A 16509-nucleotide genomic window follows, 5' to 3' on the forward strand; every position below is an offset into this window, starting at 1 on the left:
TACGCGCCAGGAGGTTCTAGGAGGTGCCAGCGGGATCAGGGCTTCGAGGCGGTCAACCCATCGCGTCCCTGATACTCCCGCAGCTTCCGGTAAAGGGTCGCCCGGGCGATCCCCAACGCCGCCGCGGCGCGCGCCTTGTTGCCGCCGTGGCGGCGCAACGCCTCCAGGATCGCGGCCCGTTCGGCGAGCTCCATCGGGCTGAGGCCGCGTCCCGCGGGTCCCTCCCGGACGGGGTCCGGCAGTTCACCGCGCCGCACCGGCCCGAAGACCCGGCGCTGACTCGCGAGCGCCCGTACGAGGTGGGCGAGTTCGGTGACGTTGCCCGGCCAGGGATGCTGTTCCAGCGCCCGTAGCGCATCCAGCGTCCAGGTCAGCGGTGGGCTGCCGGGAGCCGGCCTGGGCGCCAGGGCCGGGAGCAGCTCCCTGATGTCCTCGGTGCGTTCCCGCAAGGCCGGCAACGTCACCGAGCGGGCCGCGAGTGTGTCGAGGAGGCGCTGGAGGCAGGGGCCGGGCGAGGTTCCGGGCGTGTACGTGACGACCAGGCGGGCGTCCGGGTGCTCGTCCAGGAGCGAGTTGAGGGCGGCGACATCCGACTGGGCCAGCCGTTCGGCATGGCGCAGCAGCAGGGCGCGGTCGTTTGCCAACTCGTCGCCCTTGAGGCCGAGTTCGGGGGCCTCTGCGGCGTCCACGACCAACGGGGCCGTGCCGTCGAGGAGTTCGAGAGCGAGCGTCGTCTTGCCCGTCCCCCGCTCGCCCACCACCAGCAGGGGTCCCGCGGTACGCGCCAGCGCCGCCGCCCGCGCGACCGCGTGCCGCCACGGCACCGAGTCTCCCACCAGCGCAGCGGCCGGGCACGGGGGCGACGGCACCGGGTCCACGGGACGGGGTTCCAGCACCGCGACCAGACCGAGAGCGCGGCCTTCGTGCCGTACCGGAGTGATCTCGACCGTGCACCCGGCGTCCTCGGGGAGCGGGATCTCGTACGACCCACCCGACCCCGACCCCGCCCCGGACCCCGTGCCTGTCTCCTCGCTGGTCGGCGCCCCCTCACCGCTCCCCCAGGCTCGCGCACCCCGCTCCAACGCCTCCAGCACCTGCGGTGAGGCAAGGCGCACGGCCGCCTCGCTGACGAGGCGGTTGCGGCCGTCCAGCGCGACGACCGCACGCTCGCGCCCGCGCGCGGCCCGCTCATAGGCGTCGAGCAGTACGCGCTCTGCGGTACGCGCGCGTGCGCGCAGTTCGGCCTCCACCGCGGTGGCCGCCGCCTCGGCGAGGGCGGCGCCGGGGTGGGGTCGGCAGCCGGCGCACAGGCCGGAGGCGACCGTCACGGTGCCGAGTGCCTGGCCGGTCTCCGGGGAGAGCAGCGGCACGCTGACCGCGGAGACGTCCTGCCACACGTCGAGGAAATGCTCGGGGCCGTGCACCTCGGCCCGTCGCAGGGTGCGCAGGGCGAGTGCGGCGCTGTTGTGGCCGACCTCCCGCTCGGAGAGGTCGCGGCAGGTGTCGTCGCCGGGCGCGCTGCCGGCCGACCACAGCACCCTGAGCCGCTCGTCGGTGAGCACGAACGCGGCCCCTGCGGCGTCTAGGGCCGGGGCGAGGCGGGTCAGCACGGGACGCGCCGCCTCCAGCAGGGGCGAGTCGGCCGGGCCTGTGCTCAACTCCCGTACCGGACCGCCGAGATCGGGCCGTACGCCGAAGAAGCGGGCGCGCCGCCAGGCCGCGACGACGTCGTCCGGCACGCCGTCCGGGAGCGGTCGGCCTGTCAGGAACCGCTGGCGGGCCTGGCGGAGAGGGGCGAGGGCAGGGGGATCTTCCACGGTGGTCATGGCGTCCTCACCGTATCGGGGGCTTCACGCGCGGGGCGACGGTGGGTTGTCTCGTAATGAGACACCCACGATCGACCGCACCACTCCATGATCTTGAAGGTCGGAGGCCTGTTCTCACCTCCGGTCTCATCTCCTGTCTCATCTCCTGTCTCATCTCCTGGAGCGTTCTGTCGTGCACACCGTCGTCGAGACCGATGTACTGATCGTGGGCAGCGGCCCGGCGGGCGCATCGGCCGCGCTCGCCCTGAGCACCTACGGCGTGCGCAACATGGTCGTCACCCGGTACGCGAGTCTCGCCGACACCCCCCGTGCGCACATCACCAACCAGCGCACCATGGAGGTGCTGCGCGATCTGGGCGTCGAGGAGGACGTCATCGCCAAGGCGACGCCCCAGCATCTGATGGGCAACACGACCTTCTGCACCAGCCTGGCCGGCGAGGAGCTGGGCCGGGTCCGCTCCTGGGGCAACGATCCGCTCGTGCAGGCCGCGCACGAGCTGGCCAGCCCGACCCGCATGTGCGACATGCCGCAGCACCTGATGGAACCGGTGCTGGTGGACGCGGCGATCGCGCGCGGCACCGACCTCCGGTTCAGCACCGTCTACAAGTCCTTCGTCCAGGACGAGGGCGGCGTGACGGTCACGGTCGAGGACCGGCTGCGCGGCGACGAGTACCGGATCCGCGCCAAGTACCTGATCGGCGCGGACGGCGGCCGGTCGAAGGTCGCCGAGGACGCGGGGCTGCCGATGGGCGGGCAGATGGGTGTCGCGGGCAGTATCAACATCGTCTTCGACGCCGATCTGACCAAGTACACCGCGCACCGCCCCTCCACCCTCTACTGGGTGCTCGCCCCCGGCGCCACGGTCGGCGGCATCGGCGCGGGCCTGGTGCGCAACGTCCGCCCGTGGAACGAGTGGATGATCGTCTGGGGATACGACGTCACCGCGGGCGCACCCGACCTCACCGAGGAGTACGCCCTGTCCGTCGTACGCCAGCTGGTCGGCGACGACGAGATCCCGGTGACCATCAAGTCGTCCTCGGCGTGGACCGTGAACGAGATGTACGCCGAGACGTACGCCAACGGCCGCGTCTTCTGCGCCGGTGACGCCGTGCACCGCCACCCGCCGTCCAACGGGCTCGGCTCCAACACCTCCATCCAGGACTCCTACAACCTGGCCTGGAAGCTGAAGCTCGTCCTCGACGGGGTCGCCTCGCCGAAGCTCCTCGACACCTACGACGCCGAGCGGGCTCCGGTCGGGAAGCAGATCGTGACCCGCGCCAACAAGTCCATCGGCGAGACCGCCCCGATCTTCGAGGCGCTGGACGGCCTCTCGCCGCAGACGCCCGAGCAGCTGTGGGCCAACATCGCCGCACGCAAGGACGCCACGGAAGCGGCCGAGAAGCAGCGGGCCGCGCTGCGCGAGGCGATCGCCTTCAAGGTGTACGAGTTCAACGCGCACGGCGTCGACCTCAACCAGCGCTATCCCGCCGACAGCTCTGCCGCGGTCGTCCCGGACGGCACGCCCGACCCCGGCTTCACCCGCGACCCCGAGCTGCACCACCAGCCCTCCTCCCGCCCCGGCGCCAAGCTCCCGCACGCCTGGATCACCTCGGGGACCCGGACCCTGTCCACCCTCGACACCGTCGGCAAGGGCCGTTTCACGCTGCTCACCGGCATCGGCGGCGAGGCGTGGGTGCGGGCCGCCGAGGCCCAGCCCCTCGACATCGCCACGGTGGTGGTCGGACCGGGGCAGGAGTACGAGGACCCGTACGGCGACTGGGCGGGCCTGAGCGAGATCTCCGACGCGGGCGCACTCCTCGTACGCCCCGACGGGTATGTGGCGTTCCGGCACGCCGACGCGGCCGAGAACGCCGAAGGGGTGCTCACGGACGCGCTGCGGCGGATTCTCGGGCACGGTTGAGATGTGCACCCAGGAACCCAGAGAAGGACAGGAAGCCGGAAAGGAGCCGACATGACCGGCGAACCGACGGTCACCGACGAGGCCGTCGCCAGTCTGCACGGGACCGCCGATCCGCGCCTGCGGGAGCTGCTGACCGGCCTGATCCGGCATCTGCACGCCTTCGCACGGGAGTCACGGCTGACTCAGGAGGAGTGGGAGCGGGCGATCGGGTTCCTGACCGCGACCGGGCAGTCGTGCACGGACACCCGGCAGGAGTTCATCCTGCTGTCGGACGTGCTCGGGCTGTCGATGCTCGTGGAGACGATCAACGAGCGGCAGGGCGCGGGCGCCACCGAGTCGACGGTGCTGGGCCCGTTCCACATGACCGAGTCGCCGGTGCGGGAACTCGGCGCGGCCATCGACCTGATCGGGGACGGCGAGCCGTGCGTGGTCAGCGGCCGGGTGCTGTCCCGGGACGGCGGCCCGCTGCCCGGCGCGGTGATCGACGTCTGGCAGGCCGACGCGCACGGCTTCTACGACGTGCAGCGCCCGGACGTACAGCCGCCGGGCAACGGGCGGGGCCTGTTCACGGCGGACTCCGAGGGCCGCTTCTGGTTCCGGACCTGTGTGCCGAGCCCGTATCCGATCCCGACGGACGGCCCGGTCGGCGACCTGTTGCTGGCCACCGGTCGGCACCCCTACCGCCCGGCCCACATCCACTTCATCGCCTCGGCCGCCGGCCACACGCCGGTGACCACGCACATCTTCGTGGCGGGCAGCGAGTACCTGGACTCCGACGCGGTGTTCGCCGTCAAGCCGAGCCTGGTGCAGGACTTCGAGACGGCCGACGACCCGTCCCTGGCCCGGGAGTTCGGGGTCGACACCCCCTTCCGGCACGCCCGGTTCGACCTCGTGCTGGAGCGGGCGTGACAGGCTTCCTCGACTTCTCGTACGAGAGCCGGCCCGTGCGGGTCGTCTTCCGGCCCGGTGCGGCCGTGTCGGCGACGCCCGGTGAGGCCGAACACCTCGGTCTGCGGCGGCTGTTGGTGGTGTGCGGTGCGCGCGGGGCGGACACGGCCCGGGCGGTGGCGGGCGCGCTGGGTCCGGCCTGTGCGGGTCTGCACGACGAGGCCCGGATGCATGTGCCCGTCGAGGTGGCCGACCGGGCCGTGGAGGTGGCCCGGGCGGCGGGCGCCGACGGGTGCGTGGCGGTCGGCGGCGGCTCGTCGATCGGGCTGGGCAAGGCGATCGCCCTGCGCACCGGACTGCCGCTGATCGCGGTGCCGTCCACCTACTCCGGCTCGGAGATGACCGACGTCTGGGGCCTGACCGAGCACGGCGCCAAGCGCACCGGCCGCGACCCGAAGGTGCTGCCCCGCAGCGTCGTCTACGACCCCGAGCTCACCCTTTCCCTGCCCGTACCGCTCTCCGTGACCAGCGGCGTCAACGCGATCGCGCACGCCGTCGAGGCGCTCTACGCGCCGGACGCCTCGCCCCTGGTGGCGCTGATGGCCGAGGAGGGCGTACGGGCGATGGCGCGGGCGCTGCCGGAGGTGGCCGCGGAGCCGACGTCCGTTCAGGCGCGCGGGCGTGCGCTGTACGGCGCCTGGCTGTGCGGGTCCTGCCTGGGCGCCACCACCATGGGCCTGCATCACAAGCTGTGCCATGTCCTGGGCGGCACCTTCGGCCTGCCGCACGCCGAGACGCACACGGTGGTCCTGCCGTACGCCCTGGCCCACAACGCGCCCGCCGCGCCGGACGCCGCCGCCAGCGTGGCCCGCGCCCTGGACGCCGATGACGCGCCGACGGCCCTGTGGGAACTGTCCGGACGTCTCGGCGCCCCCCGCTCCCTGGCCGAACTGGGCCTCTCGGAAGCCGACTTGGCCAGGGCCGCCGCACAGACCGCGGGCCAGGCGTACGCCAATCCCCGCCCGGTGACGGCCGACGGCGTGCTCGCGCTCCTGCGTGCGGCGTTCGAAGGCGCACCGCCGACGGCGGCAGTCCAGTAATTCCCCTCGCGTTCCCCCCACTCACACTCCCCCCACCCTCGAAGAAAGGTGATCGCCATGCCCCTCGGACTGCTCAGGAGTCGACGCTCCCGGGGGGTGCCCGCCGCGGCGTTTCCCGTGCCGTCCGGTGCGGGCGGCGTGGCCCGCGAGGTCGTGGATCCGGTGGGACTGCCGATGCGGGGCGCCGATGTGACGGTGACGGCGATGGACTCGCACGAGGTCGTGGTGCGGGGCACCACGGATCCGTACGGGCTGTTCTTCGCCGCGCTTCCGCCGGGCCACTACGGCCTGCGGATCACCGCCGAGGGCCTCACCCCGCACCAGGAGACCGTGGACGTCGTAGGCGGCACGACGCCTCCCACCGCGCGGGTCCAGCTGGTGTCGGGACGGCAGCTGGACCTCCCGGTGCCGGGGACCTGGCTCTTCGACCCGCCGCACACGGCGATCCGGTTCATCGCCAAGCACGTCGGCATGGCGCACGTCCACGGCCGCTTCGAGCGCTTCACCGGCGGCATACGCGTCGAACCCGACATGGGCGCCTCCCGGGTGTCGGTACGCATCGAGGCCGCGAGCATCACCACGGGCAACAACACCCGGGACAACCATCTGCGCTCCGGCGACTTCCTGGACGTCGAGCGCTACCCGTACATCGACTTCACCAGCACGCGTTTCGCGTACCGGGGCGGCACCAAGTGGACGCTCCACGGCTCCCTGACCATGCACGGGATCAGCCGCTCCGTCGAGCTGGACACCACCTACCTGGGCTCCGTCAACGGCGGATACGGCGAGGAACTGCGCTGCGCGGCCCTGGCCAAGGCGGAGCTGCACCGTGAGGACTACACGCTGAACTGGCGCAGCATGCTCGCGCGCGGTATCGCGGTGGTCGGTCCCACGGTCCAGCTGGAGCTGGACGTACAGGCGATGTACCGCACGCACGACACCCCGACGCCGCCGAAGTAGGCCCTCACAGGGGGTAATGGGCCGGTGTCGGGCTACCTCACGCCACGGTTACAGTTCGCTCAACCTCTGGTTGCGACGCGGTGATCGGGTGACTATGGGGACATGACACTGGCCCAGCGCGCCATGGAGCAACTGGAAGTCTGGCCCGATCTGAGTGCGGGCCCGGCCGGTTGCGGCGCAGGGCGGGCACTGAGCACCGTCCACAGCGAGATCGTGCACTTCCACTCCGACCGGGACGTGGACCTGCATCTCACGCTCCCGGCCATCCAGCGCATCCACGGCGACCTCAAGGAATCGACCGCGGTCAGGCTGGTGCCGGGCTCCCGTTGGGTGACCGTTCACCTGGACTGCGACGCGGACGTGGACCTGCTGATGAGCCTGGTCAGCGTCGCCCTCAAGGCCCATCAGACCGGGCCGTCCCCCACCGGCCACCAGGCCCGGTCCGAGTGCAACTTCCGGCGCGTCACGGTGCTGCCCCGCGCCGAGGCCGGGAGCTGCTGAGCCTCAGCTCTCGTCCCCGGAGTCGTCCTCCCCCGCCTCCAGCAGGCCCGCGGCCGCGCCGACGATCCGGGGGTCGGCGGTGCCGACGACCTCCTCGTCCTTGTCGCCGTAGTCGAAGCGGGCCAGCACACTGCGCATGGCCTCGACGCGGGCCCGCTTCTTGTCGTTGCTCTTGACCACCGTCCAGGGCGCGTGGTCGGTGTCCGTCTCGCGGAACATGGCGACCTTGGCGGCGGTGTAGTCGCTCCATCGGTCCAGGGACGCCAGGTCCATCGGGCTCAGCTTCCACTGGCGTACGGGGTCGACCTGGCGGATGGTGAACCGGGTGCGCTGCTCGCCCTGGGACACCGAGAACCAGAACTTGATCAGGTCCACGCCGTCGTCCACGAGCATCCGCTCGAAGGCGGGCGCCTGCCGCATGAAGCGCCGGTACTCGTCGTCGGTGCAGAAGCCCATCACGCGCTCCACGCCGGCCCGGTTGTACCAGGACCGGTCGAACAGCACGATCTCGCCCGCGGTCGGCAGATGTTCCACGTACCTCTGGAAGTACCACTGCCCGCGTTCCCGCTCGGTCGGCTTCTCCAGGGCCACCACGCGGGCACCGCGCGGATTGAGGTGCTCCGTGAACCGCTTGATCGTGCCGCCCTTGCCGGCCGCGTCCCGCCCCTCGAAGACGATGACGAGACGCCGGCCGCTCTCCTTGATCCAGCTCTGCAGCTTCAGCAGTTCGATCTGCTGGAGCCGCTTGTGCCACTCGTACTCCGGACGCTCCATGCGCTGCTCGTACGGGTAGTTCTCGCGCCAGGTGTCCACCAGGCTGCCGTCCGGCCTGATCAGCACGGGGTCGTCCTGATCGGTGTAGTCGACGCGCAGCCCTGACAACAGTTCGGTTTCCATACACCGATGCAAGCGAGCGCTTTCGTACGCCCGGCTAACCCCAGGCAAAGATCAGCTATAGGAGACGTCCGATGTGCTGTACCGGCAGTGCGTGCCGTCGGGTCCGCTGCCGGTCTCGCTGGGTTCGTCGCCGCTGTCGTTGCCCTGGAAACGGTCGCAGACGGTGATGTCCCTGCCGCTGTCGCCGGTGATCGTCACGCCCGAGAGGGTGGCCGTGTCGCCGTAGTTGGCGTTGATCCCGGCTATGGCGTTGCCCGGGCCGGTCACCTGCACGCCGCTGATGACGACGTGGCGTCGGTACTGGGTGCCGCAGTTGCCGCACGAGCGGTAGAGCTTGCCGAAGTCCGCGACCTGGAAGTCCGTGATGGTCACGGTTCCGGCGCCGTTGTGCTGGAAGACCTTGTCGTCCGCGTGCCGCGCACCGCCGCCCAGGACGCGGTACGTCGCCGCCGCGGACGCCCCCTTGAAGGTGGCCGCGTCCTCGCCGACGTCTTCCCACCACACGTTCCGCAGGGTGCAACTGCCCAGGCAGTGCACTCCGTCGGCGGCCGGGGCGCCGAGGACCACGTTCTTCAAGGTCGCCCCGTCGGCGAGTTCGAAGAGCGGGTCCTGGTCCTCGTCCTGGCCGTCACCGCCGAGGGCTCCCGAGCCGCGGAAGCGCTTGAGGCCGCCGTCATAGCTGCCGGAGACCTCGATGGTGGCGGTCACCGGCCGGTCGGTCGTGGGGGTGGGCCAGGCGGCGAAGGCGGTGGACGGGCGAGCGGCGGCGGTCGGCTTCGCCGAGGGGATGACGCTCCTGCGGGGCGACGCCTTCGAGGGGGACGGGGACGCCGACGACTTGGACGGCGACGGGGAGACCGAGGTGGGCGTCGAGGACGCGGTCGGGCGGGGGCCGCTCGCCTCCTGGAGCGTCGAGTTCCCGCCCTTCGCCGGGTCCGCCCCGGAGTCGGGCCTGGCCATCAGCAGTGCGGCCGCAGCGATCACGGTGATGGTCAACGCGCCGATCAGCAGGGGGCGGCGGTCGGGTCTCCTACGGTGCTGGCTGCGCCTGCGCGGGGTCGCTCCGGTACTCATGCGGTGGCTCTCGTTCGGTCTCGGGGAGGCGGCGGGAAGCCTCCTCGACCGACAGTCGCCGCCGAGCGCTCAGAGGTTGCCGATCAGTTTCCGGGCGAGATCACCATGATCGGGTCGCGGTGATCGAGTCACCGTGATGCGGACTCGACGAGCCGGGCGAGGTTGGCCAGCGCCATGCGCGTGCCCGTCTCGTTGTCCTCGGCCGGTACGGCGTCGGGGATGCCCTCGTGCACGACGAGGGCGTCCGTGCCGCCGTCGGCGTCGGTGAGGGTGGTGGTCATCGTCATCGTGCCGCCCAGGGCGGGGTCGTCGGTCTCGAACTCGACCGCCTCGACCACCCGCTCGTCCGGCACGAGCCGCACGAAGTGACCGTGATAGGTGTCGGTGTGCGGGGCCGACTTCCCGGTCCCGGTCGGCAGGTCGTACGTCAGCGAGACGCGGAACGCCCCTCCTTCGCGGGCGTCGAACGCGTGCACCCGGGCGGTCATGCCGTCCGGCACCCGCCACCGCGCGACGGCGTCCGCGTCCAGCAGGGCCCGGTAGACGGCCGCACGCGAGGCGTTCACATGCCAGGAGACCCGCGTCGAGTACATGGCCTCACGATAGGGGTGCGCATGGTGTGCCGCTCCCCGGACGGGAAGGGTTGGATGTGTGTGACGTCCGCGTTCCGACCCCTCCCGAGAGGCGGCACCCATGCCCGTCATCGACGCCTGGATGCAGCATCCGACGCCGCGCCACGCCAACCACGAGATGTTCGAGTCGCTGCGCCGGTGGACCGGTATGGAGACGCTCGACAAGCCGCTGCCGGTCGAGGTCACGGTGGCGGCGCTGGAGGCCGCGGACGTGGAGATCGGCCTCGCCGCCGCCTGGTACGGGCCGCAGGGCGCGCTGATCGACAACGACGAGGTGGCCGCCTTCGTCGAGCAGTCCGGCGGGCGGCTGCGCGCAGTGGCGGGCGCCGATCTCGCCCGGCCGATGGCCGCCGTACGGGAACTGCGGCGCGCCGTCGAGGAGTCGGGCTTCGTGGCGCTGCGCGTCATCCCGTGGCTGTGGGAACTGCCGCCCACGGACCGGCTGTACTACCCGCTGTACGCGGCCTGCGTGGACCTCGGCGTGCCGTTCTGCACCCAGGTCGGGCACACCGGTCCGCTGCGGCCGTCGGAGACGGGGCGGCCGATCCCGTACATCGACCAGGTCGCCCTGGACTTCCCCGAGCTCACCATCGTGTGCGGGCACATCGGCTACCCGTGGACGACGGAGATGATCGCGGTCGCCGACAAGCACGCGAACGTCTTCATCGACACCAGCGCCTACACCGCCCGCCGCTATCCGCCGGAACTGGTGGAGTACCTGCGCGGCCGGGGCCGCCGCAAGGTCCTGTTCGGCTCCAACTACCCGATGATCACGCCGAGTCGGGCCCTGGAGCACCTGGACGCCCTGAACCTGGACGAGGAGACGCGGGAGCTGTTCCTGCACGGCAACGCCCGCCGCGTCTTCGCCCTCTGACGGCGGCCCCCGAAACCCGGCTCAGCGCACCAGACAGGGCCGCTTCGCGTCGAAGGTCCAGCCCTCGATCAGGTACTGCATCCCGGCCGCGTCGTTCCGTCCCGACAGCGCCTTCTCCTGGTACAGCTCATGCGCGGCGAGGAGCCGCTCCCTGTCCAGGCGGACTCCCAGTCCGGGTGTGTCCGGTACGGCGACCTCGCCGCCCGCGATCCTGGGCGGTTCCACGGTGAGCCGTTCCCGTCCCTCCTGCCAGATCCAGTGTGTGTCCAGGGCGTTGTACTCACCGGGGGCCGCCGCTCCGCAGTGGGCCATCATCGCCAGGGAGATGTCGAAGTGGTTGTTGGAGTGGCAGCCCCAGGTCAGCCCCATTGCGTTGCAGAGCTGGGCGACGCGCACCGAGCCCTGCATGGTCCAGAAGTGCGGGTCGGCGAGCGGGATGGACACCGACTGCAGAGCCAGGGCGTGGGTCAGCTGGCGCCAGTCCGTGGCGATCATGTTGGTCGCCGTGGGCAGCCCGGTGGCCCGGCGGAACTCGGCGAGGATCTCCCGGCCCGAGTACCCGCCCTCTGCTCCGCAGGGGTCCTCGGCGTAGGCGAGCGTGCCGACGAGCGGGCGGCACAGCTCGACGGCCTCGCGCAGGGACCAGGCACCGTTGGGGTCGAGGGTGATGCGCGCCTCGGGGAAGCGCTCCTTGAGCGCCCGTACGGCCTTGACCTCCTCCGCGCCCGGCAGGACACCGCCCTTGAGCTTGAAGTCGCGGAAGCCGTAGTGGTCGTAGGTGGCCTCGGCCTGTCGGACGATCGCCTCGGGGGTCAGCGCCTCCTCGTGCCGGACGCGGTACCACCCGACGGCCGAGTCGGGATCGCGGACGTAGTCCAGGTCGGTGCGGTCCGGGTCGCCGACGTAGAAGAGATACCCGAGCACCCGTACGGCGTCGCGCTGTTGGCCGTCGCCGAGCAGGGCGGCGACCGGGACTTCCAGGTGCTGGCCGAGCAGGTCGAGGAGGGCCGACTCGACGGCGGTCACCGCGTGCACCGTCGTCCGCAGGTCGAAGGTCTGCGCGCCGCGACCGCCCGAGTCGCGGTCGGCGAAGGTCGCCTCGATCGCGCGCAGGACACGCTTGTAGTCGCCGACGCGGGCGCCGACGACGAGCGGTTCGGCGTCGCGCAGGGTCTGGGTGATCTTCTCCCCGCCGGGCACCTCGCCCAGGCCGGTACGGCCCTCGGAGTCCTCCAGAACGACGACGTTGCGTGTGAAGTACGGGGCGTGGGCCCCGGAGAGGTTGAGGAGCATCGAGTCGCGGCCGGCGACCGGATAGACGGAGAGGCGGGTGACGACGGGCTGACTCATGGCTGGGCGGATGCCGTTCTCGTGAGGGGGTGGTGGGCGGTCGAGGGGTGGTGGGACATCCAGGTGAGGGATGGTGGGCGGGGTCAGATGCTGAGGGCGTCCAGGACCTGTTCCAGGACGAGTACACCGCCCAGGCCCAGGATCGCCAGGACCGTCGTGTACGTCGTACGGGCCTTGATGGCGTCCAGGACGGAGAGGTTGAAGTACTCCTTGAACATCCAGAAGCCCGGGTCGTTGACGTGGGAGAAGGCGATCGAGCCGCAGGAGACGGCGAGCACCATGACCTCGGGGTGGACCCCGCTGCCCGCGAGCAGGGGCAGGGCCACGCCGGAGGCGGTGACGACGGCGACGGTCGCGGAGCCGAGGGCCACGCGGAGGATGGCGGCGATCAGCCAGGCCAGGATGATCGGCGAGATGGACCAACCGTCGGTCGCGTCCTTGATGTAGTCGGAAATCCCGCCCTCGACAAGGACGTTCTTGAAGGCGCCGCCCGCGCCGATGACCAGCAGGATCATCGCCATCGCCTGGGCGGCCTCCTTGCAGGAGGCGCTGACCTCGGCCAGGCTGCGGCCGATGCGCGGGCCGAACGCCCAGATCGCCACGAGCAGGGTGAGCAGCAGGGCGATCGGCGCGGAGCCGATGAAGGCGATGAAGTGCAGCAGGCCGTTGTCGCCGGAGGCCGCCAGGTCGGTCACCGCGGCGCCGGCGATCAGCACCACCGGCAGCAGGGCGACGGACAGCGACCATCCCAGGCCCGGCATCTCGTCGTCCTCGAAGACCCGCTCGCTCACCAGGCCCTTGGGGATGGCCGGGTTCATCGCCCGCACGAAGGGCAGGCGCGGCCACAGCAGGGCGATGAGGGCGCCGACCGGGACGGCGATGAACAGGCCGTAGAACAGGGTCAGTCCGACGGACGCGTGGAAGGTGGCGGCCACCGCGGTGGGGCCGGGGTGCGGCGGCAGGAAGCTGTGCATGGTGGACAGGGCGATCGACATGGGCAGGCCCACCCACAGCAGGTTCGCCCGGGTGACCCGGACGAGGGTGAAGGCGATCGGGACGATGATGACGAAGGCGACCTCGTAGAACATCGTCACGCCGATGAGCATGGCGGTCAGCACCATGGCCACCTGGACCCAGCGGGGCCCGCACACCTCCAGGAGCTTGCCGGCTATGCGCTGGGCGGCTCCGGAGTCCCCCATCACCCGGCCGACCATGGCGCCGAGGCCGATGGTGAGCATGGTGTCGCCTATCTGGCCGCCGATGCCCTCGGCGAGCACGTCCGGGATCTTCTCCACCCCGATGCCCTGCACCAGGCCGACGCCCACGGCCACCAGAAGCAGGGCGGCGAAGCCGTTCAGCCTGAGCTTGGTCATCAGGAAGAGCAGGACCAGGACACTGATCCCGACCACCACGAGCGGCATATGTCGGTTCTCCTTTGAACGTCGGCCGCTTCTGTCCAACCCACTGAATGGGGTCCTCACATGAAGACGCCGTCTACATATGAAGACGGAGATTATGGTCGTGGATGGTCAAGGTCAATGGGTCTGCATGGGTGGATTCACTCGGCGGCCGGCGCGAAGGCCTGCCAACCGCTCCAGTGCTGGACGGTGATCACGATCACCGGTCCGTCCGGCGGCTGCCGCCGGTACTGGGGGTACTTCTGCCGCAGCAACTCGATGGCGGCGGCGTACTCGTCGGGTGCGTCCGGTGGTTCGGGTGCGTCGGGCGGCAGGATCCGGGCGCCGCCGTCCACCCTGACCCACCACAGGCGGTCCCAGTCGTCGTCGTACGCGTCCGCCAACAGGCAGACGGCCGGGCGGACGGCGATGTTGTGCAGCCGCCTGAGCTGGCGCGACCGCTTCGGCTTGCCGTCGACGGCGGTGACGATCTCGTCGCCGCGCACCGCGAAGACGACCGGCACCAGATGCGGACGGCCCTCGGGGTCGACCGTGGCCAGCCGTGCCACCGGCGCCGCGGTGAACCGCCCGCGTGCCTCGTCCCGCTCCATGTCCGGCATCTCGGCTCCCTCGGTCGCGGCGGTACGGCCTGCCCCGTCTCGGGTACCCCTATCCGTGTAACGCCCTCCTCGGGCACGACTCGGCGGATCAGGTGGTACCGATGGTCGGTGACCCGGACGACGACATCGAGACACGCCGGAGCGGTGGCAGCGGCCATCGGACGGTGCCGCACACGGCCGACGTGCGGATCGAGGCATGGGGCGTGAGCCGGGAGCGCTGTCTGGTGGAGGCCGCGCTCGGGATGGTGGAGTGCTTCGCGGACCTCACGGCGGTACGGCCCACCTCGGTGGAGCGGGTGCGCCTCGAGGAGGACAGCGACGAGGAACTGCTGACCGCGCTCCTCGACGAGGTCGTCTTCCGCCTCGACGTGGACGGCCGGGTCCCCGTCGACCTGGAGGCGGACACCACGGACGGCGACCTCGACGTACGGCTCGCACTCGCCGACCTGGCGGACGTGGAGGTCACCGGCGCCACGCCGAAGGGAATCTCGTGGCACGGGCTGCACTTCGGGCCGGGTCCGTATGGGTGGTCGTGTGCGGTGACGGTAGACGTGTGAGACGTTCGAGACGTGTGAGACGTGTGAGGGATACGGCCGTGCAGGCGCCGTGAGGGCCGTACGACCCCGCCCGACGTCAGGCCTTCCCCTCCAGGCGGCCTCAGCCCTTCACCACCCCCAGAGGCACCAGCCGGGCCACCGTCCGGCACAACCCCGCACCCTCGCTCGCGGCCACCACCTCGCCGACGTCCTTGTACGCCTCGGGCGTCTCCTCCGCGAGGCCCCGCAGCGATCGTGGACGCACCGCGATTCCCGCCGCCTCCAAGCGGTCCCACAGCTCTTGGCCGCTCACCGTGCGCGCGGCCCTGTGGCGGCTGAGGACCCGGCCGGCGCCGTGGCAGGTGGAGGAGAACGCGCCTCCGCCGGCCACGCCGACCAGGACGTACGAGGCGGTGCCCATCGTGCCGGGGATCAGCACCGGCTGGCCGACCTCGCGCAGGTCGTCGGGCAGCTCCGGATGGCCGGGCGGGAAGGCGCGGGTCGCGCCCTTGCGGTGGACGCACAGGGTGCGGCGGGCTCCGTCCACCGCGTGGGTCTCGATCTTGGCGAGGTTGTGGGAGACGTCGTACACCAGCGACAGCCGGGTGCCCGCGGTGTGGCGGAAGATCCGGCGGGTCGCGTCGGACAGCAACTGGCGGTTGGCGCGGCCGTAGTTGGCGGCGGCGGCCATCGCGCCGAGGTAGCGCTGTCCCTCCGGAGACTCGACCGGAGTGCAGGCCAGTTGGCGGTCGGGGACGTCGATGCCGTGGCGGGACATCGCGCGGTCCATCAGCCGGACGTGATCGGTGCAGATCTGGTGGCCGAGGCCGCGGGAGCCGCAGTGGATCATCACGCACACCTGGCCGACGGCGAGCCCGAACGCGGCGGCGGCCGTCGCGTCGTACACCTCGTCGACGCGCTGCACCTCCAGGAAGTGGTTGGCGGACCCGAGGCTGCCGACCTGGCCGAGGCCGCGCTCCCGCGCGCGTGCGCTCACCTGGTCCACATCGGCGTCCGCGACCGCCCCGCCGTCCTCGCAGCGCGTCAGGTCGCGCTCCTCGCCGTGCCCCTCCTGCACCGCGTACCGGGAACCGCCGCGCAGGATCCGCTCCAGCCGGCCGGGGCCGGTCAGGTGCCACACCCCGCCGGGCCCGGCGCCGCGCGGGATCGCCCGGTCCAGGCCGTCCATCACGGCGGGCAGCGCCGACGCCAGCGCCTTGCCGTCGGTGTCGGCGGCGAGCAGGCGTACGCCGCAGGAGATGTCGAAGCCGACCCCGCCCGGCGAGACGACCCCGCCTTCGGCCACGTCGGTCGCGGCGACGCCGCCGATGGGGAAGCCGTAGCCCCAGTGGATGTCCGGCATGGCGTACGACGCGCCGACGATGCCGGGCAGCGTGGCCACGTTGGCCACCTGCTCCAGCGACTTCTCCGCGTCCCTCAGCAACGCCCGGGACGCGAAGACCACGCCGGGCACCCGCATCCGACCGTGCGGGTCCATACGGAAGCGATGGGGAGCCTCCTCGACCAGTTCCATGACAGCCTCCCGCGCCTCGACCGACAGCCTCGCCACGCCGGGCACGCAGGTGCGGGGTACCCGCGCGGGGGCGTCCGTATCGCGTTGGGCGCGGCGGTTCACCGAGAGACGTCCTCGGGGTTCAGCAGGCGCCGCCGCGCGGCCATGCACCCGGTGCCTGCCCCACGAGAGCTCAAGAGCCCACCCCGCACCTCGGCCGACGGCCCCGTGCGCCCGGCGCGAGGGTACGGGGTACCCGCGCGGGGCTGTCGGCCGAGGCGCGGTGGTTCACCGGGGGGAAAAGTCCCCCAGGGGTTCGCGGCTATGCACCCGGGCCCGCCCCACGACAGCTCGAAGGCCCCCTCACACCCGGCACCCGGCACCCGGCACCCGGCACCCGGCACCCAAGTGCGGGGTACC

15 protein-coding genes are annotated in these 16509 nt (G+C 71.6%); 7 read left to right on the forward strand and 8 right to left on the reverse strand.

The features are described from left to right. Window positions 1-35: 35 nt before the first annotated feature. Entirely contained in the window at window positions 36-1826 is a 1791-nt protein-coding gene (locus BLU79_RS00175) for a helix-turn-helix domain-containing protein (protein WP_093903481.1), read from the reverse strand. Window positions 1827-1998: 172 nt separating this feature from the next. Between BLU79_RS00175 and BLU79_RS00180 the strand changes: the two genes are divergently transcribed. The 5 genes from BLU79_RS00180 (at window position 1999) to BLU79_RS00200 (ending at window position 7196) form a co-directional block, all read left to right on the forward strand. Then, window positions 1999-3747 carry an FAD-dependent oxidoreductase gene (locus BLU79_RS00180; RefSeq protein WP_093903482.1) on the forward strand — a complete coding sequence of 583 codons (1749 nt, stop codon included), beginning with the start codon at window positions 1999-2001 and terminating at the stop codon, window positions 3745-3747. A gap of 51 nt (window positions 3748-3798) precedes the next feature. Further along, entirely contained in the window at window positions 3799-4656 is an 858-nt protein-coding gene (locus BLU79_RS00185; RefSeq protein WP_093903483.1) for an intradiol ring-cleavage dioxygenase, read from the forward strand. Next, window positions 4653-5735 carry a maleylacetate reductase gene (locus BLU79_RS00190; protein ID WP_093903484.1) on the forward strand — a complete coding sequence of 361 codons (1083 nt, stop codon included), beginning with the start codon at window positions 4653-4655 and terminating at the stop codon, window positions 5733-5735. Before BLU79_RS00185 ends, BLU79_RS00190 begins: the two co-directional genes overlap by 4 nt. Window positions 5736-5792: 57 nt before the next feature. Beyond that, a complete protein-coding gene (locus BLU79_RS00195) occupies window positions 5793-6695 on the forward strand; it encodes a YceI family protein (protein ID WP_093903485.1) in 903 nt (300 codons plus the stop codon). A gap of 102 nt (window positions 6696-6797) precedes the next feature. Next, complete coding sequence (locus tag BLU79_RS00200) at window positions 6798-7196, forward strand: luciferase domain-containing protein (protein ID WP_093903486.1); 399 nt, start codon at window positions 6798-6800, stop codon at window positions 7194-7196. 3 nt (window positions 7197-7199) lie between these two features. On the opposite strand, the gene ppk2 is transcribed toward BLU79_RS00200, so the two are convergent. The 3 genes from ppk2 to BLU79_RS00215 form a co-directional block, all read right to left on the reverse strand. Then, on the reverse strand, window positions 7200-8093 hold the full coding sequence (gene ppk2 / locus BLU79_RS00205; protein WP_093903487.1) for a polyphosphate kinase 2: 894 nt from the start codon (window positions 8091-8093) through the stop codon (window positions 7200-7202). Window positions 8094-8144: 51 nt separating this feature from the next. Beyond that, window positions 8145-8882 carry a pectate lyase gene (locus BLU79_RS00210; protein ID WP_256333126.1) on the reverse strand — a complete coding sequence of 246 codons (738 nt, stop codon included), beginning with the start codon at window positions 8880-8882 and terminating at the stop codon, window positions 8145-8147. Between the two features lie 413 nt (window positions 8883-9295). Next, window positions 9296-9760 carry an SRPBCC domain-containing protein gene (locus tag BLU79_RS00215; RefSeq protein ID WP_093903488.1) on the reverse strand — a complete coding sequence of 155 codons (465 nt, stop codon included), beginning with the start codon at window positions 9758-9760 and terminating at the stop codon, window positions 9296-9298. Between the two features lie 100 nt (window positions 9761-9860). On the opposite strand from BLU79_RS00215, the gene BLU79_RS00220 reads away from it, so the two are divergent. Next, window positions 9861-10673 (forward strand): amidohydrolase family protein, encoded by an 813-nt coding sequence (locus tag BLU79_RS00220; RefSeq protein WP_093903489.1) that lies wholly within the window; start codon window positions 9861-9863, stop codon window positions 10671-10673. 21 nt (window positions 10674-10694) lie between these two features. Here BLU79_RS00220 and BLU79_RS00225 read toward each other — a convergent pair whose 3' ends face one another. From BLU79_RS00225 to BLU79_RS00235, 3 genes are all read right to left on the reverse strand, one after another. After that, window positions 10695-12023 carry an enolase C-terminal domain-like protein gene (locus BLU79_RS00225; protein WP_093903490.1) on the reverse strand — a complete coding sequence of 443 codons (1329 nt, stop codon included), beginning with the start codon at window positions 12021-12023 and terminating at the stop codon, window positions 10695-10697. A gap of 83 nt (window positions 12024-12106) precedes the next feature. Beyond that, the gene (locus BLU79_RS00230) at window positions 12107-13504 is read right to left on the reverse strand and encodes a gluconate:H+ symporter (RefSeq protein WP_371131787.1); all 1398 of its coding nucleotides are present in this window, start codon (window positions 13502-13504) and stop codon (window positions 12107-12109) included. A gap of 77 nt (window positions 13505-13581) precedes the next feature. After that, the gene (locus BLU79_RS00235; protein WP_093903492.1) at window positions 13582-14040 is read right to left on the reverse strand and encodes a TIGR03668 family PPOX class F420-dependent oxidoreductase; all 459 of its coding nucleotides are present in this window, start codon (window positions 14038-14040) and stop codon (window positions 13582-13584) included. A 101-nt stretch (window positions 14041-14141) separates the two neighbouring features. Between BLU79_RS00235 and BLU79_RS00240 the strand changes: the two genes are divergently transcribed. Beyond that, window positions 14142-14597 carry an archease gene (locus tag BLU79_RS00240; protein WP_093903493.1) on the forward strand — a complete coding sequence of 152 codons (456 nt, stop codon included), beginning with the start codon at window positions 14142-14144 and terminating at the stop codon, window positions 14595-14597. Between the two features lie 100 nt (window positions 14598-14697). On the opposite strand, the gene BLU79_RS00245 is transcribed toward BLU79_RS00240, so the two are convergent. After that, entirely contained in the window at window positions 14698-16110 is a 1413-nt protein-coding gene (locus tag BLU79_RS00245; protein ID WP_093904157.1) for an RtcB family protein, read from the reverse strand. Window positions 16111-16509: the final 399 nt, after the last annotated feature.

Origin of the sequence: Streptomyces sp. cf386, assembly GCF_900103585.1 — a bacterium.
Lineage (GTDB): Bacteria > Actinomycetota > Actinomycetes > Streptomycetales > Streptomycetaceae > Streptomyces.

Bases quoted from the DNA above. Each gene is read 5' to 3' on its own strand.
- BLU79_RS00175 (WP_093903481.1), bottom strand. From the start codon at position 1,826: ATGACCACCGTGGAAGATCCCCCTGCCCTCGCCCCTCTCCGCCAGGCC.
- BLU79_RS00185 (WP_093903483.1), top strand. From the start codon at position 3,799: ATGACCGGCGAACCGACGGTCACCGACGAGGCCGTCGCCAGTCTGCAC.
- BLU79_RS00195 (WP_093903485.1), top strand. From the start codon at position 5,793: ATGCCCCTCGGACTGCTCAGGAGTCGACGCTCCCGGGGGGTGCCCGCC.
- BLU79_RS00200 (WP_093903486.1), top strand. From the start codon at position 6,798: ATGACACTGGCCCAGCGCGCCATGGAGCAACTGGAAGTCTGGCCCGAT.
- ppk2 (WP_093903487.1), bottom strand. From the start codon at position 8,093: ATGGAAACCGAACTGTTGTCAGGGCTGCGCGTCGACTACACCGATCAG.
- BLU79_RS00215 (WP_093903488.1), bottom strand. From the start codon at position 9,760: ATGTACTCGACGCGGGTCTCCTGGCATGTGAACGCCTCGCGTGCGGCC.
- BLU79_RS00220 (WP_093903489.1), top strand. From the start codon at position 9,861: ATGCCCGTCATCGACGCCTGGATGCAGCATCCGACGCCGCGCCACGCC.
- BLU79_RS00225 (WP_093903490.1), bottom strand. From the start codon at position 12,023: ATGAGTCAGCCCGTCGTCACCCGCCTCTCCGTCTATCCGGTCGCCGGC.
- BLU79_RS00235 (WP_093903492.1), bottom strand. From the start codon at position 14,040: ATGCCGGACATGGAGCGGGACGAGGCACGCGGGCGGTTCACCGCGGCG.
- BLU79_RS00240 (WP_093903493.1), top strand. From the start codon at position 14,142: ATGGTCGGTGACCCGGACGACGACATCGAGACACGCCGGAGCGGTGGC.
- BLU79_RS00245 (WP_093904157.1), bottom strand. From the start codon at position 16,110: ATGGAACTGGTCGAGGAGGCTCCCCATCGCTTCCGTATGGACCCGCAC.